The 15,608-nt window shown below is 51.9% G+C and carries 10 protein-coding genes; 6 read left to right on the forward strand and 4 right to left on the reverse strand.

Annotation, left to right across the window (positions count from 1 at the left end; genetic code table 11):
* Positions 1 to 129 precede the first annotated feature (129 nt).
* A complete protein-coding gene (locus B7989_RS06875; RefSeq protein WP_088627803.1) occupies positions 130 to 2,409 on the reverse strand; it encodes an EAL domain-containing protein in 2,280 nt (759 codons plus the stop codon).
* A gap of 171 nt (positions 2,410 to 2,580) precedes the next feature.
* On the opposite strand from B7989_RS06875, the gene smc reads away from it, so the two are divergent.
* From smc to B7989_RS06890, 3 genes are read left to right on the forward strand one after another with little or no spacing between them, the layout of a single operon-like run.
* Positions 2,581 to 6,135 carry a chromosome segregation protein SMC gene (gene smc, locus B7989_RS06880; protein ID WP_088627896.1) on the forward strand — a complete coding sequence of 1,185 codons (3,555 nt, stop codon included), beginning with the start codon at positions 2,581 to 2,583 and terminating at the stop codon, positions 6,133 to 6,135.
* 1 nt (position 6,136) lies between these two features.
* Positions 6,137 to 7,045 carry a DMT family transporter gene (locus B7989_RS06885; RefSeq protein ID WP_088627804.1) on the forward strand — a complete coding sequence of 303 codons (909 nt, stop codon included), beginning with the start codon at positions 6,137 to 6,139 and terminating at the stop codon, positions 7,043 to 7,045.
* Positions 7,046 to 7,077: 32 nt separating this feature from the next.
* Positions 7,078 to 7,344, forward strand: coding sequence for a hypothetical protein (locus tag B7989_RS06890; protein WP_144264987.1), 267 nt, complete (start codon positions 7,078 to 7,080; stop codon positions 7,342 to 7,344).
* A gap of 17 nt (positions 7,345 to 7,361) precedes the next feature.
* Here B7989_RS06890 and B7989_RS06895 read toward each other — a convergent pair whose 3' ends face one another.
* Positions 7,362 to 9,725 carry a sodium-translocating pyrophosphatase gene (locus B7989_RS06895; protein ID WP_088627806.1) on the reverse strand — a complete coding sequence of 788 codons (2,364 nt, stop codon included), beginning with the start codon at positions 9,723 to 9,725 and terminating at the stop codon, positions 7,362 to 7,364.
* Positions 9,726 to 9,821: 96 nt separating this feature from the next.
* On the opposite strand from B7989_RS06895, the gene B7989_RS06900 reads away from it, so the two are divergent.
* On the forward strand, positions 9,822 to 10,343 hold the full coding sequence (locus B7989_RS06900; RefSeq protein WP_088627807.1) for a nitroreductase family protein: 522 nt from the start codon (positions 9,822 to 9,824) through the stop codon (positions 10,341 to 10,343).
* A 101-nt stretch (positions 10,344 to 10,444) separates the two neighbouring features.
* Here B7989_RS06900 and B7989_RS06905 read toward each other — a convergent pair whose 3' ends face one another.
* Entirely contained in the window at positions 10,445 to 12,904 is a 2,460-nt protein-coding gene (locus B7989_RS06905) for a C25 family cysteine peptidase (protein WP_088627808.1), read from the reverse strand.
* A 323-nt stretch (positions 12,905 to 13,227) separates the two neighbouring features.
* On the opposite strand from B7989_RS06905, the gene B7989_RS06910 reads away from it, so the two are divergent.
* Together B7989_RS06910 and prfB are read left to right on the forward strand one after the other, a co-directional pair.
* Complete coding sequence (locus B7989_RS06910) at positions 13,228 to 14,235, forward strand: peptidylprolyl isomerase (RefSeq protein ID WP_088627809.1); 1,008 nt, start codon at positions 13,228 to 13,230, stop codon at positions 14,233 to 14,235.
* Positions 14,235 to 15,342, forward strand: a protein-coding gene (prfB, locus tag B7989_RS06915; protein ID WP_144264988.1) for a peptide chain release factor 2 whose coding sequence is annotated in 2 segments (ribosomal slippage) — positions 14,235 to 14,306 and positions 14,308 to 15,342 — 1,107 coding nt in all. Because the reading frame shifts where the segments join, the coding sequence is not laid out codon by codon here. Before B7989_RS06910 ends, prfB begins: the two co-directional genes overlap by 1 nt.
* A 56-nt stretch (positions 15,343 to 15,398) precedes the next feature.
* Here prfB and B7989_RS14080 read toward each other — a convergent pair.
* Positions 15,399 to 15,569, reverse strand: a complete 171-nt coding sequence (locus B7989_RS14080; protein ID WP_198959544.1) for a hypothetical protein — start codon at positions 15,567 to 15,569, stop codon at positions 15,399 to 15,401.
* Between the last annotated feature and the right edge of the window lie 39 nt (positions 15,570 to 15,608).

The raw sequence follows: 15,608 nt of genomic DNA on the forward strand, positions 1-15,608 counted from the left end.
TTGTTCTATGAATTGAATATAGCCTAATAAGCTAGTATCGTTTGTTACAAATTTCTGTTCTAAATGTTACTTTGTTTGTTTTTTAAGCTAAAATGGCGTTTTTGAGTCCATGGAGAGCTTTTTTGAAGTTCAAGTTTTGGCTTCGCAAAGCTTTTCGTAGTCGCTTACCGACATGGGCTTTGCAAAGTAGTATCCTTGGAACAAATTACAGCCCATTTGGTTCAACATTTGGTATTGATCTTCGGTTTCGACACCTTCGGTGAGCGAGAATAGACCAAGGTCGCTCGAAAGTCTGAGGATGTTCCTGAGGATTGTTTCTGCCTTTTGGTTGTCTTCGGCGTTGCTCAAGAACTTCATGTCGATTTTCAGCACGTCCAGAGGCATGTCCTTGAGCTGATTCAACGAAGAATAGCCGCTGCCGAAGTCGTCCATTTCGACAATGTATCCGTTGTCGCGGAAACGCTTCAATATGGCCATACGGCTTTCGGCGTCGGTCATCATGACCGTTTCCGTAATTTCAATACGCAGGCGGTTCGGGTTAATCTTGAATTCGTTGACGAGCTTGTCGATTTCGGCAAAGACATCTATGAAGTAGAAGTCCTTGGGCGAAATGTTGACCGAAATGAAGAGCTTTTCTTTTTCGCCGGTCCATGAGGCAAGTATTTCGCAGGCGCAGCGCCAAATGTACTTGTCCACGTCGGCAATCATGCCGTTCTTTTCGAATATGGGAATGAACGTGAAAGGCGGGAGGAAACCTTCTGTGGGGTGGAGCCAGCGAACTAAAGCTTCGGCTCCGATAATGGAACCCTTGTTGTCTACGATAGGCTGCAGGTAGGGGACAATCTGACGCTGTTTGATTGCCTCTGCAAGTTCTATCGATATCTTTTGGCCCCACAACACCTGGTCGCGCATTTTGTCGTCGTATAGGGCGATATGCGTATTGTATTCGTTCTTGATGCTTGTCTGGGCGAGGTGTGCGCGGTCGAACATGATCGATACGTCGATGTTCGGGTCGGTTACACGGAATATACCTACATGCATCAAAATATGCTGGTCGATCGCGCCGTTTGAAATGACAAACTCTGAAAGTTTTTGCTCGACTTTAGGCAGATTGACTGTATCTGTCTTGAAACAGACGCCGAAGGCGTCGCCGCCGATGCGTCCGTAACTCCAGTCGTCGAGGGCGCTTTCCCTGAGCCAGTTTGCTACTCTCACAAGAACTTTGTCGCCAGTGTCTTTGCCGAAGATATCGTTGACCATTTTAAAGTCCTTGATATCAAAGTAGGCGATGGAGTAAGAAGTATCCTTGTCGGTGGTGATTCGGCTCTTGATGACATTGAACAGGTGTTCCTTGGTGAACAAACCGGTGAGCTTGTCATGGGTTGCCTCGTACATTTCTTTTTGCTGCCTGAGGATATCGGCAGTGTTGTCCTGAACGGTCAAGAACGATCCGATTTTTCGGTACTTTTCGTCTGAGACAAGGTGTTTTTTTAGTGAGAAATATCGAATGTCCTTTCCGGAACCTACGGTTTGCCTGGACGACCAACTGTCCATGCCTTCGCCAAAGTCATTGAACATGGCCGCAAGCCTGTGCTGAACGCTTTCGTAGTTATCGCTACGGATAACGAGGAGCTTGCAGCCGTTGCTATTTGCCCAGATGCAACGATCGTTGGCATCAAAGAAGTAGATGGCTTCGGGCATTTGGGAGGCGATTTTGGCAAGCATTCGGTCCAGGAGCCTGTAGGGCCTAAAGAATAGCGAAAAATAGAAAATGAACATCCCGCAAACGGCCATGGCGATCATGGAACGGTCAATGGGTGTTCTCGAGAAGATGTAGTACGATTGCCATACCCCGGCCACGACCATGGTGAAGAAAATGACGTTGTACTTTTCGGCGTAAATGCGGGGAACGCGTATGGCCTTGATGCAGAATATGAAAAGCGATACGAAGAAAGCTAGATAGACTGCAATACGGTGGAAGAATTGCCCCATGTAAGGAATGAGCCTGTAGTAGGGGGATCCGTCTACCGTGATGGCTTCCATACCGAATGCTTGCCCTAGGAAGGGGTTAAAGAAATATTGGATGATGTCCAGGGTTAAAAGCGCATAGATGACATAGCATTTCTTTTTGTTTTTTCGCCAAGATATGCTGCAATAGGCCAAGGTAAAGTCAAACAGGCTGAACGACATCAAGTCCATGCCGATGAAGTAGATATAACTACCGATGGTCGAAAGAAGCTGGTTGGTGGAAAGGACGATGAAGAGGTTTCCCATAATGGGAACGATGAACGAAAACAGGAGAAGGGATACGGCGTATCCGATCGACTTTTTCGATTTACGCGCAATTACTCCAAAAACCCCTAAAAGGATTATTAGCAAGACATAAATAATTGCAAACGTAAGTCTCATGGAAAATTCGCCCTTCTTTCATATAATATATCTATTAGTTAGGTAAATTTTCTTTTTTTTACGAAAAACTTACTCCAAGTTGGAATATATTGGTGGAAAAGGCGATTTTTGGCCTTTTTTGCTTTTTTTCGCCCATTTGTACGGGAAAATCATTTTATCTTTCGCATTGAAGTGCAGATTACAAAACTAAAGATTTTTGGCTTTAAGTCCTTTGCCCAGAGGACCGAAATCAACTTCCCCACGAAGGGTCTTACGGCCGTGGTGGGGCCGAACGGGTGCGGTAAGTCGAACATTACCGATGCTATCCGCTGGGTATTAGGCGAACAGAAAGCTGCATCGCTCCGTATGAGCAAGATGCAGGACGTGATTTTTAGCGGTACCGAAGAACGTGCCGCCATGAGCCTCGCTGAAGTCTCCATTGTGATCGATAACAGCGATGGTACCCTGAATTCTGAATATTCCGAAGTGATTGTGACCCGCCGCGTGCATCGTGACGGTTCGGGTGAATACCTGATCAACAACCAGGAATGCCGCCTGCGCGACGTGCACGCCTTGCTTTTTGACTCGGGCCTCGGTTCCAGTACCTATTCGCAGATGAACGCCGACATGATCAAGGCTGTTCTCTCTGACAAGGCCGATGACCGCCGCGTGCTGTTCGAAGAAGCCGCCGGCGTGAGCAAGTACAAGCAGCAGCGTAAGGAAACCCGTCGCCAGCTGGAACGCGTGCAGATGGATATGGAACGCGTGGAAGACAACCTGCGCAGCGTGCGCCGTTCCGTAAAGCTGTATGAAACCCAGGCCGAAAAGGTGAACGAATACAAACGCCTTTCCAAGCGCCTGCGCGAATTGGACCTGTCGGTCAGTATCGATAAGTTTGACGATATGAAAGAGGGCTTGACGACCCTCGACACTGCGACCCGCCGTCTGAACCACGATGTGGAAAATTCCAAGACGAATGCGACCGTGTTGCAGGCTAAAATTGACGAAAAGAAGCTGTTGATTTCGGAAGACGAAAACGCCTACCGCGACTTGGAACGTGAAGTGCAGAAGGCGACCATCGAACTCAACGACTTGAATAACAGCATGGGCCGTATTCGCGACACGATTTCGAACTTGGAAGGTGCTAACGAAAAGTACCAGGAAGAAATCGACCGCAATACGGGCAAGGTGCAGGAATTGCTCGAGGAACGTGCCCGCTTGGAAGAAGAAAATGCGGTGCTCAGTTCCGATAGCGACGTGGACGAAATGAACGCTCTGTTGGAGCGTGAACGCGAAATTTTGCAGGTCATGCGCGACAAGGTGGACGACCTGCGTACCCAGTCAAGGGATCTTTCGAACGAACGCCTGCAGAAGACGAACCAGGTGAACTCCCTCAAGAGCCGTTTCGAGCGTATGGATGCCGAATCGGGCCTGTTGCAGGCGAACCTCGCCAAGTGGCGCGGCGAAATGGAACAGGTGCAGTCGCAGAAGGCGAGCGCCGAATCGGCCCTGGCAGATATTAACGCTGGCCTCGAAGCCGCCGATGCCGACCTGGAACGCCTTACCGAACAGCGCTCGACGCGCGAAGAAAGGCTCGATGCCGAACGCGCCGACTTGCTCGAAGCCCAGAAGAAACTGCAGGAACTGAAGAACGAGGTGGCAAGGCTCACCTCTCGAATTGACGTTTTACAGAGCGTTGCCAACGAGGGCACCGACGCTAGCCGCTGGCTCATGGAGCATAAGGCGGACCTGGTGGGCGGGCTCCTGTCGGAACGTATCGAAGCTGCTCCCGAATATGCAGCGCAGGTGGAGGCCGCCCTCGGTGACCTGATGGATGCCGTGGTCGTTGCCTCGGACGATGCCGCGATTGCTGCGGTGGATGCCATGAAGGGCGAAAACGTAGGCAAGGCGGTGCTCGCGCTGGTGGGTGCCGGTGCCGAACCCTATTCCGGCACGCTCCAGGGCGATGGCGTTGTGGGTTGCCTCAAGGATTACGTGACTGCCGACGAACAGATTGCAGGCTGGCTCAAGGCGCTGCTTTCTCGTTACTTTGTCGTAGATTCCTTGCAGACTGCGGTGCGCCTTGCGCGAGCCATGCGCGGTGACGACCTTTGCTTTGTGGCGCCAGAAGGCATTGTGCGTACGAGCGGCCTCATGAGTAGCGGTACGGCAACGTCTGGAACGCTCAGCCGCAAGAACGAAATTGCCGAGGCGAACAGCCTGTTGGAAGGTGTGAACCTCGAAGTGGCTCAGGCCGAAGAAGAAATTGGCCGCTTGCAGGATTTGGTCAACGAAGACACGCAGATGCTTGCCTCGTTGGTCGACGAAATCCGCGAAAAAGAAGATATGAAGCGCGGCGGTAACGCCGGCATTTCGATCCAGAATAACATTATCGCCGGTTGCGACCGCAGACTTGCGCAGTTGCAGGGCGAAATGCAGAACGCCGAATCCAAGATTCAGGCGGCAGAAGCCTCCAAGAACAGCGACCAGGAACTGATGGACGCTCAGGCGGCGCTCGAAAAGATCGAAGAAGAATATTCCCGCGTGAACGACGAACTTTCGGAACAGGATACGCTCTTCCGCGAAAAAGAAGAAGACGTTCGCGAATTGGAACGCAGCGCTCAAGACAAGACTGCAAAGCTCACGCAGAATACGAACCGCTTGAATTACATTGCCGAACAGGTGGAATTCCTGGAAAATGCAATTCAGGGTCGTAAGGCTGAAATCGAGAAGAACCTCGCTGCCATCCAGAAGAATGAGGATGATGGCAGGGGAGTTGCCGACCAGGTGCAGAGCAAGGATTCTGCTCTCCGCGAACTCGAAAACCAGCGTGATTTGGCCCGTGAAAAGTATGAACTTGTTTCGGGCGACCTCGAAGAATGGCGTAGCGAAGTCAACCGTCTCCGCGACGACATGATCGACAAGATGAAGGAATTGAACGATGTGGGCCGCAGGCAGGAAGCCTTGCAGGCAAATATCGACCGCCTCACTGAACGTATTACAAACGAATACAGTGTAGACCTTGCGAACCCCGACGACATCGAGCGCGTGGAATATAGCCAGCCCGAAGCCGACCGTGAAATCCGCGAACTCCGCGGAAAGATCAAGGAACTGGGCCCCATCAACGTGAACGTGATGGAAGACTACGAAGACGAAAAGAAGCGTCTTCTGGAAGTCGAAGCGCAGTTCGACGACTTGGATCGTGCTCGCGCCTCGCTGGACCGCACCATCACCAAGCTCGACGATATTGCCCGCAGCCGTTACCTCGATACGTTTGCCCGCATCCAGAAGAACTTCCAGTTCGTGTTCAGCAAGCTGTTCCTGAACGGCGAAACCAAGATGAGCCTTGTCGAAAAGGTGGATGAAATGGGCAAGCCCATGGATATCCTCGACGCCGACATCGAAATCAACGTGCGCCCCACGGGTAAGAAGATGCGCGGTATCAAGGCGCTTTCCGGCGGTGAACACGCCCTGACTGCAACGGCCTTGCTGTTTGCCATTTACATGGAAAAGCCGTCTCCGTACTGCGTGCTGGACGAAGTCGACGGCCCGCTCGATGACGCTAACGTGGGCCGCTTCATGGCGCTGCTCCGCGAATTCAGCAAGCAGACCTTGTTCATCGTGGTGACGCATAACAAGCGTACCATGGCCGAAGCCGACATGCTCTACGGTGTGACGCAGGAAATCAAGGGTATTTCCCGCATCGCGAGCGTGCAGTTGGCTGATGCGACCAAGTTCGCGATTTAATATGCCTCTCACGCGCAATAATGTCATCCCCGCGAAGGCGGGGATCTCCGCATTAAAAGGCTTCTTTTTTGCAGCTCTTTCCGCGATTTGTTACGGTACGAATCCGCTGGGTGCGCTTCACTTGTATGCGCAGAATTATTCGCCCGAGACGGTTCTTTTTTACCGGTTCTTTACGGCGGCGCTGTTGCTCATGATCGTCATGCTTTCCAAGGGTTCGCACTTTAAAATTTCGTTTCGCGAGTTCCGTGCGCTAGTCGCGTTCGGCTTCTTGTTTGCCGCAAGTTCGCTCACGTATTACGCCTCGTTCAAGTACATGGACGCGGGCCTTGCCTCGACGCTTCTGTTCCTTTATCCGCTCGAAGTCTCGGTGCTCATGGCGATTTTCTTCAAGGAAAGAATCAAAATTTGGACAGTCCTTTCGATTGTGATTTCGATGGCGGGCATTGCGCTTTTGTATCGTGGGGGAGACGGCGCAACGCTCAGTTCGGTGGGTTGCCTGCTCGTGTTCTTGTCGTCCATAAGTTACGCCATTTATATGGTGATGGCGAACCGCATCAACTTGCAGATGGGCTCGGTCAAGATGACTTTTTATGCCATCTGTTTTTGCATGTTCTTCTTGTTGCTTTATTCGGTGACGCTCGGTTCAGGGCTCCCGCCGCTCTTTACGCAGGCGAGTTCCTGGGGCTGGGGCTTTATGCTGGGACTTGTGCCGACGGTACTTTCGCTCATTTTCATGGTGAAGGCGGTACGCATCGTGGGCTCTACACCGACGGCGATTTTGGGCGCTCTGGAGCCCGTGACTGCAGTGACGATAGGCGTGACTGTCTTTGCCGAAAACTTGACGACACGCATCATGGCGGGCATCATCTTGATCCTTTGTTCCACCATTTTGATTGCCGTAAAGAAATAACCCGCTGCCAACTATTTACTATAATTACCGATATGCAGTGCACATGTTCTGTTTGCAACAAGGAATTTAACGACAAAGTCGGGATGGCTCCGCTGGAAAGCAATCTTGCCATCCGCGTTCGTAACAAGGTCGGAAATATTTGCCCGGATTGCCGCGCAGAAACATGCAAAACCAAGCGCGGCCGCTGGCGCATGTTCTTTTATGACCTGAAAATAGGGCTACTTTGCTTGTTGCTGCTGTTGCCCGTGTTCTTGGTCTTTGCCGGAATTATTGTTGTGCTCGCGCTTTATGTGCTGTAAAGCTTGAATTCGTTTGGCTAGAGCCCGCCGACCGCGACAATGACACCTGCGAAGACGAGACTCACCATTGTCATCAATTTAATCAAGATGTTTAGCGAGGGGCCCGCGGTGTCCTTGAACGGATCGCCTACGGTATCGCCGACGACTCCTGCCTTGTGACAATCGGAACCTTTTCCGCCGAAGTTTCCTTTTTCGATATATTTCTTGGCGTTGTCCCAGGCACCGCCTGCGTTGTTGAGCATGCAGGCGAGCGAGAATCCGCAAGCGAGCCCCCCGGCGAGCAGGCCGAAGACGCCCGCGATTCCCATGAACAGGCCAACAACAACCGGAACAATGACAGCGAGGAGCGACGGCAGGAGCATTTCGCGCTGGGCTCCGTGAGTCGAAATTTCGACGCATTTGGCGTAATCCGGCTTGCCTGTGCCTTCCATGATTCCTGGAATTTCCTTGAACTGGCGGCGGACTTCCTTGACCATGGAAGAGGCTGCGCGGCCGACCGCCTTGATGGTCATGGCGCAGAAGACGAAGGCCATCATGCAACCGATAAAGAGGCCGCCAAGAAGCATGGGGTTCATCAGGTTCAGGTTGAATGCGTTCATGAAATCGCCGAACGAAGCGTCTGCAATAGAGAGCGCTGCAAGCGAACCGTCGTTTGCGATGGCCTTGATGCCGCCTTCTAGAATTTGCCAATGCGTGTTGCTGGTAGAGGCTCCAGAGGTGAGCGCGGTAGAACTGCTGAAGAAGGTGACGTTGCCGAATTCGAATGCGCCGTCGTGGGCGAATTTGCTGAGCCAGAGCTTGATTTCTTCGACATAGGAGGCAAGTAGTGCCATGGCGGTAAGGGCTGCAGACCCGATGGCGAACCCTTTACCTGTCGCGGCGGTCGTGTTGCCGAGCATGTCGAGCTCGTCGGTACGTTCGCGGACTTTCTTGGGGAGTTCTGCCATTTCGGCGTTACCGCCCGCATTGTCGGCAATGGGCCCGAAGGCGTCTGTCGAAAGCGTGATGCCGAGGGTCGAAAGCATACCGACGGCCGCGAAACCGACTCCGTAAAGCCCCTGCGAAATGTTTTCGAAACCGCCCGCAAAACCGAAGGAGGCGAGAATGCCGAGAACGATAGTGATCACCGGGAGGGCGGTGGAGTACATGCCGACCGAGATGCCTTCGATGATGGTCGTGGCGGGGCCCATCTGCGTGCGCGAAGCGATAGCGCGGGTGGGCTTGTAGGCGTCGGAGGTGTAGAATTCGGTAAACTGTCCTATGATGACGCCAGCGGCAAGGCCTGCGACGACAGATCCGAAAATGCCCCACGAAATGAGTTCCAACTTGACAAAGACAAGGAGCGCCAAGAGAATGAGAATCGAAGATCCGAGCGTTCCGACGAGAAGGGAATGCAAGAGCGACTTGGTGTTGGCGTCATCTTTGGTGCGCACCATGAAAATGCCGACAATCGAAAGAACAATGCCTATTGCCGCGACAAGCATCGGGGCAATGACATGGTGCATGCTCATGCCAGGGAGGGCCGCGCCGAGGGCCGCTGTCGCCAAGATGGATCCGCAGTAAGATTCGTAGAGGTCTGCGCCCATGCCCGCAACGTCTCCGACGTTATCGCCGACGTTGTCGGCGATGGTGGCGGGGTTTCGCGGATCGTCTTCGGGAATACCCGCTTCGACTTTACCCACCAAGTCTGCACCGACATCGGCCGCCTTCGTGTAGATACCCCCGCCAACGCGGGCAAAGAGCGCCTGCAGCGAGGCTCCCATGCCAAAGGTCAGCATGGTGGTTGTCACTTCGGCCATCTTGGCGTGCCCGAAAGCCGGATTCGTAATCAAACCGTCCGAAAAATCCATCGAAATCTTGCTTGCCAGGGTGGCTCCCATGCCGAAAATATTATGGTCGTAAATGAAGTTCAGAAGGTAGAACCAGATGGAAATATCGAGCAGGCCAAAGCCGACGACAATCAGTCCCATGACCGCGCCAGAACGGAATGCCGTGACGAGGCCTTGGTTCAGGCTCTTGCTTGCGCCCGCGGCAGTTCTGGAACTTGCCTGCGTTGCCGTTTTCATGCCTAAAAATCCGCAGAGTCCGCTAAAGAAACCGCCGGTGAGGAATGCGATCGGAACAAAGGGATTCTGGATTCCGAGGAATGCGAGAATCACGAAAATGAGGAACAAAATGGCGAATACGACCGAGACGGTTCTGTATTGTCGCTTGAGGTAGGCGAGTGCCCCTTCGCGGACATAACCCGCAATCTCTATCATGCGCGGCGTTCCTTCGTCCATTTTCATCATGGATTTGAAGAACAGCAGTGCCGCTACAAGGGCAAGGATTGACGCTGCCGGAACAGTGTACCAAAAACCAGGAATGCTGAATGTTTCCATAAAAGACTCCTTTGATACCGTTTTTGGGGCGGATTTCTATATAAATCTATACTGAAAATGGCAGAATAGGAAAAAATAAAATGCTAAAATTATGATATGGAATTCATTAAACTCGCTCAAAATCGTTACAGCTGCCGCAAATTCAGCGACAAGGCTGTGGAACCCGAAAAACTCGCCCTCGTGCTCGAAGCGGGCCGCCTTTCTCCGACGGCCGTGAATGGCCAGCCGGTGACCGTGAAGGTACTCAAGTCTGAGGCAGCCCTAGCCAAGCTCCGCGGCATTACCCGCATGGCCTACAACGCCCCCGTGGTGCTCATGGTCTGCTACGACAAGGACAAGTGCTATTCTCCCGTGACCTATCACGACGACTTTGTAAGTGGCGATATGGATTCAAGCATCGTGACGACCTCGATGATGATGCAGGCCACCGACTTGGGCCTTGCGACCTTATGGGCCCGCGGCTTCAACGCCTCTGAAATCGAACGCGCCTTCGATTTTCCGGCAAACCTCAAGCTGGCCTGCTTCTTGGATGTGGGCTACGCCGACCCCGCCGAAGGTGGCCCTTCGCCGAGACACCCCGTGCGCAAGCCCATGAGTGAATTCGCTACGGAATTGTAAAAAGCAAAAGGCGGCCGAAAGGTCGCCTTATTTTATTTCCAATGCATAGTCAGTTTACGTTTGCATTTGGCGCAATCCATAGGCTTGACAGAGCCTGCAAACTACCGCAGTCTCACCATCTTGGCGCTTTCGACGGTTTTTCCGCGTTTGAGGCTCACGATATAGCGGTTGCTTTTGAGTTTCGTGAAATCATGGCTGACGGAATTGTAGCCGGCGTTTGCGTTTACGCAGAACGATGCGACGGTTTGTCCGAGAACGTCCATGACTGCAATGTCGTACATTCCCGCCTTTGAGGCTTCGAACGTGATGGCGTTGCGATTGAACGCGATGACTTTTGTCGCATGATCTGCCGTTGTTATTGGGCTTGCAAACGTCGTGTGTTCGGGCGAAGATAGCGGAGCGAACGGTATGTAATAGACGACGGCGTTTTCGTGAACGGCCAAGCCGTATCCGGTGAACGATCCGTATGCCTTGCCATAGACGTTTAGCATGGTTTTGGGCGCATTGACAGATCCGTAGAACAGACTGTCGATATCGACGGGGTTTGCGTTGTCATAGACAATTAACTTGAATTCGCTTGCCGCTTTCTCGTAGTCGGTGGAGTCTTTAGCCGGGGAGGCGTTCCATGCAAAACCTTTCTTTACGTGCAGCAGGGAAGTGTATCCCGGTTTTTCGAATTTGTACTTGGAACCCGGTTCCATGGTTACGGAGTATGCGTAGAAATCGCCTTCTGGAATGACGAGCGTTCCGGTGGAGCGAACGGTGAGCTTGTTGATGCATTTCCCGTCGACGAGAGTGAATTCCTTATCGACGGTCACGTTCTCGATGCATTTGTTTTCCGGGAATGTCTGCAGAGTGTCGAATGCGTCGAATGTTTTGTTCCAGCGCTTGGGATTGACGTAGGCGACGTAATTGTAATCCGCTTCTGCACTGATGAAAAGTTCTGCATCTTCGTAATCGCGGTAGATGAGTGCTTTTTGGGCTTTAATTTCGGCATTCAGGACAAGGCCGCCTTTGGCATAGACGGTGCCGATTCGGGCGGAGCCATGGATACCTGCGCAATAGTTCGCTTCCGTGGAACCGCAGATGGCGTTGCAGAATCCATTGGCGCCCTGCGCTTCGTCGATGCATATGCCGCTGATGTTGAAATCGTGCAATGCGTGCAGCGCGATGTTGTTGGGCATGCTGTCTTGTTTTACGTTGTCTCTATTGGTTTTAATTGTTGCAAACGGGTCGCCGAAAAGCGTGGTCCCGTAGTACCAGGTGTAAATGTCCTTTGCATTCTTGTAACTTTCGAATACCAAAGATCTGTAGTTGGCCCACTTGACGTATGCATCGCCAAGGAAATTTGTTCTCATATGCTTGTCGAGTGTATCGACCGCTTGGTATCCGCCGCCCATTTTTGTCTCTGCAATCATCGAAACACCGCCTTTCAGGGACCTAAACAAGAATGCCATGCCTACCGTGCGGTCGTAAGAGAGACCTTCGGGTGTGGAGTAGCGACCGATGTTGCAAGAGAACAAGTCAAGCAGGTAGGGGACACTTTCGATGGTGGGCTCAAAGTCGTTTACCGAAACGCCATCGGCAAAGGACTTTTCGTTGCCATGGCCCAGATGGGTCAGCCAATCGTAATCCTTTACCATATACAGGAGCGATTTTTCTCTGTCCATCGCATGGACGACATCGACTTCGTTATACATTTTCGAGAGGTCGTTGATATGGCTTACGACGGCATAGTCCGCCCTGTAAATAGGGGATGGGTCGGAATAGGTAAACAGAGCTTTGTCCGAACGTGGGGTTGAGCTTACGTGCATGTCGTAGGCCTTGTTGAGCCAGCGTACGGTGAGTTCCTTGACCGTGGCGAGGTATTCGTTGTAATTGCGGAGTTGTTCAATCCATTTGTTATTGTACAAGTCGCGGGCTTCGCCGTAAGCGTTTACGCGAGATACCCAGATTTCGAAATCTTCGCCGGCAAGTTTCCCGTTAAAATGGTTGTAGTGTGAATCGATGATTCCGTTTTGTCCGTAATCCACTTCGCCGCTGCATGCTCCGTCGGATACGCAGCCGGTTCCGACGAGTTCGTCTGTCCACTTGCCGTCCATGTCCATATAGTAGAAGTCAACCGCCCAGACCTGGTAGCCGGTGATTTTTCCATCGCCGGGGAATGCCGCCCTGCCGTCGGATTCTCTGGCAAAGTATTCCATTCGTGCAAAAGGCAGATTGCCTATAAGGATGACTCCCGCTAATGGAGCTTTGGATTTGTCTTCCCAGGATTCCTTGATGGCGGCCTTCAGTTCGGCAGCGGTGCTTTTCTGTTTAAATTTGGGGCTTGTACTGAGAGTTGTAGAGTCAAGGACTAATGCGGCCGGGAACGACTTGATATCTATCTTGAAGTTGAATTCCTTTTCGACGGCGCCGGCGTATTTCTGCGCTGCTGCAAGTACGTCTGCATCTTTGTAAAGATCTTCGTCAATGTAAATTTCGGCGCGTCTTTGCTCTGCTGCTGTACAAAAAACACAAAGTGCGCACAAAATAGTGCTGATTCTAGAAAATAAATTCATGGCTCCTCCTTGTTTACCGCAATAAGTTTTTTGAAAAATAGAATTTATGAAGAACAAAAAGAAACGCGCTCCTTTTTAGAGAGCGCCTTTTAAATATTTGGGTTTGAAACTGTCATTTTTTCTATATGGCACTCCTTCGGAGTGCATATAGTATGGCTCGGCCATGCCAAAAACATAATGTTTTTGTCGCGGCTCTCGCCTTTTGACGCCTATGGCGTCCGTGGCTTCGGTTTGGCAATATGGGCAAACAAGTTTGCCCATGCTGGGCTCACCTCGCACACTTTTTCTATATTTACACCGGAAAATTTTAAAAAGGAATAAAAATGCGTTCTTTTAAATTTGTTTCTCGCGGTATCCTGACGGTCGCTATGGCTGCCGGTATCGCTTCTGCTCAGTTGTTGAATACCAAAAGCATGGACGTGATTCGCGTCGAAAAGGTCGGTATTTCTGCCGGTAAGATTGATAGCCTTGCCAAGATGCTCGGTGAACAGCAGCTCCGCGGCAAGAAGATTGATGACAAGACCATGACTCAGCTTCGTTACGCCGTGATTGACAACCTGGTTGGCCAGGAACTCATCAAGCTCGAAGCCAAGAAGATGGGTATCAAGGTTTCTCAGGGCAAGGTCGACAGCTTGACCAAGCTCTTCAAGTCCCAGTTCCCGAGCGAAGACGCCTTCCAGAAGGAACTCAAGAAGTCTAACACCACCATGGCCCAGTTCAAGGAAAAGATCGAAGACCAGCTGAAGAGCGAAAAGATTCTTGAACAGAAGGTCCCGTATCCGAAGGATCCGACCGAAAAGCAGAAGGAAGCTTTCTGGGAACTCAACAAGACTAAAGTTGCCATTAACGATTCCATTAGCGGTGCCCGCATCGTGATTTACACCAAGGGCAAGTCCAAGCAGGAAATCGAAGACGCCAAGGTGATGTTGCAGGGCCTTGCCGCCCAGGTGCGCAGCAAGAAGGCTACCTTTGCCCAGCTCGCCGCCATGTACAGCGACGACCAGACCGCCAAGAAGACTGGCGGCGTGATGGCTAAGTTTGTTGCCAAGTCCAAGGGCGATGCTTTTGTGAAGGCCGTGAACAAGGTCAAGGTCGGCGAAATCACCGAACCGTATACCGACAAGGACGGTATCGCCATCTTCATGCTGACCGAAAAGAACGACGGCAAATACGAAAGCTACAAGCACCAGATCGACTACATTCTGCGTGTGCAGGCTGAACAGGATCGTCAGGCTCAGCTCAAGGCTTACCTCGATGGCCTCGGAAAGGTCTACAAGGTGCAGTACCTCGACGCGAAGTACACTCCTCCTCAGGCCATCGGCGGCAAGTAATGGCTTTTCAGACGACGCACACCGGGCTGATCGACTTGCGTACGCGCATCGACAAGCTCTGGGGGTATCTTTGACTTAGAAGCCAAGACCGAAGAACTCTACGTTTTGGAAAAGGACTCCGCTGACCCGAACCTGTGGAATGACCAGGAAAAGGCGCAGTCCATGATGAAAAAAATCGGCAATCTGCGCGCTCTGCTGGACTCGTGGAAAGAAGTCTCGCAGACATGCGACGACCTCGCCGAACTTTACGAAATGAGCAAGGCGGAAGAATCCGCCGACCTGACGGCATCTATCGATTCCGATATCGCTGAACTCAAATCGAAAATCGAGGCGATGGAATTCAAGAAAATGCTGAACGGTCCGGATGATGCTTGCAGTTGCTTGCTGTCGATTCATCCGGGCGCAGGTGGCACCGAGTCGCAGGACTGGGCGCTCATGCTCTTCCGCATGTACACGCATTTCTTTGAACGCGAAAACATGGACTTCAAGGTGGTCGACTTCCAGGAAGCGGAAGACGCTGGCCTTAAGAGTGCGACGATCGAAGTCACTTGTGAAAACGCTTACGGATTGCTCCGTTCGGAAATCGGCGTGCACCGTCTGGTGCGCATCAGCCCCTTCGATGCGAATGCCCGCCGCCACACGAGCTTTACCGCCGTGTACCTGTATCCGGAACACGAAGACATTGAATTCGATTTGGATATGGCAGACGTGCGCGTGGATACCTACCGCAGTAGCGGTGCCGGTGGTCAGTACATCAACAAGACGGACTCCGCCGTGCGTATGACGCACTTGCCGACAGGTATTATGGCGAGCTGCCAGACCGAACGTAGCCAGATTCAGAACCGCGAAACCTGCTACAAGATGCTCAAGACCATGGTCGCCGAACATTATCGCTTGGAAGAAGAAGCCAAGCGTGATGCCCGTATGGCCGAAAAGAAAAAGGTAGAATGGGGTAGCCAGATTCGTAGCTACGTGCTGCAGCCTTACCAGTTGGTGAAGGACCTGCGCACCGGCGTCGAAACCTCGGATACCGCAGGCGTGCTCGACGGCAAAATCAAGCCGTTCATCAACGCGTACCTGCTCAGCACCAGCGAAGGGCAGAAGTAGTTTGCAGTTGGCTGTAGAAAGTTAGAAGTGGCGGGCAAAAGCCCGCCATTTTTCTTTTACTTCAAGTTGTACTTTTCCTTGAGGGCGATGCGCTCTTCTTCGGAAAGGCTCTTCAAATAGGACTTCCAGCCGGGGCAAAAGTTGATGTGGAACCGCCAGAAGCGCCCGATGAGGGACTTGGGATTCTTGTCGTATTGGGCACGGAATTTGCAATTTGCACAGGCCATAGTGTAGCTCCTTTTTTATAAACATAAAAAATCCCCCGC

The organism is Fibrobacter sp. UWB5 (assembly GCF_002210295.1).
In the GTDB taxonomy this organism is placed as follows: domain Bacteria; phylum Fibrobacterota; class Fibrobacteria; order Fibrobacterales; family Fibrobacteraceae; genus Fibrobacter.

What these genes read in the sequence shown, in the direction of transcription:
- B7989_RS06875 (WP_088627803.1), bottom strand. Translation starts at nt 2,409, where the DNA reads ATGAGACTTACGTTTGCAATTATTTATGTCTTGCTAATAATCCTTTTA.
- B7989_RS06885 (WP_088627804.1), top strand. Translation starts at nt 6,137, where the DNA reads ATGCCTCTCACGCGCAATAATGTCATCCCCGCGAAGGCGGGGATCTCC.
- B7989_RS06890 (WP_144264987.1), top strand. Translation starts at nt 7,078, where the DNA reads ATGCAGTGCACATGTTCTGTTTGCAACAAGGAATTTAACGACAAAGTC.
- B7989_RS06895 (WP_088627806.1), bottom strand. Translation starts at nt 9,725, where the DNA reads ATGGAAACATTCAGCATTCCTGGTTTTTGGTACACTGTTCCGGCAGCG.
- B7989_RS06900 (WP_088627807.1), top strand. Translation starts at nt 9,822, where the DNA reads ATGGAATTCATTAAACTCGCTCAAAATCGTTACAGCTGCCGCAAATTC.
- B7989_RS06905 (WP_088627808.1), bottom strand. Translation starts at nt 12,904, where the DNA reads ATGAATTTATTTTCTAGAATCAGCACTATTTTGTGCGCACTTTGTGTT.
- B7989_RS06910 (WP_088627809.1), top strand. Translation starts at nt 13,228, where the DNA reads ATGCGTTCTTTTAAATTTGTTTCTCGCGGTATCCTGACGGTCGCTATG.
- B7989_RS14080 (WP_198959544.1), bottom strand. Translation starts at nt 15,569, where the DNA reads ATGGCCTGTGCAAATTGCAAATTCCGTGCCCAATACGACAAGAATCCC.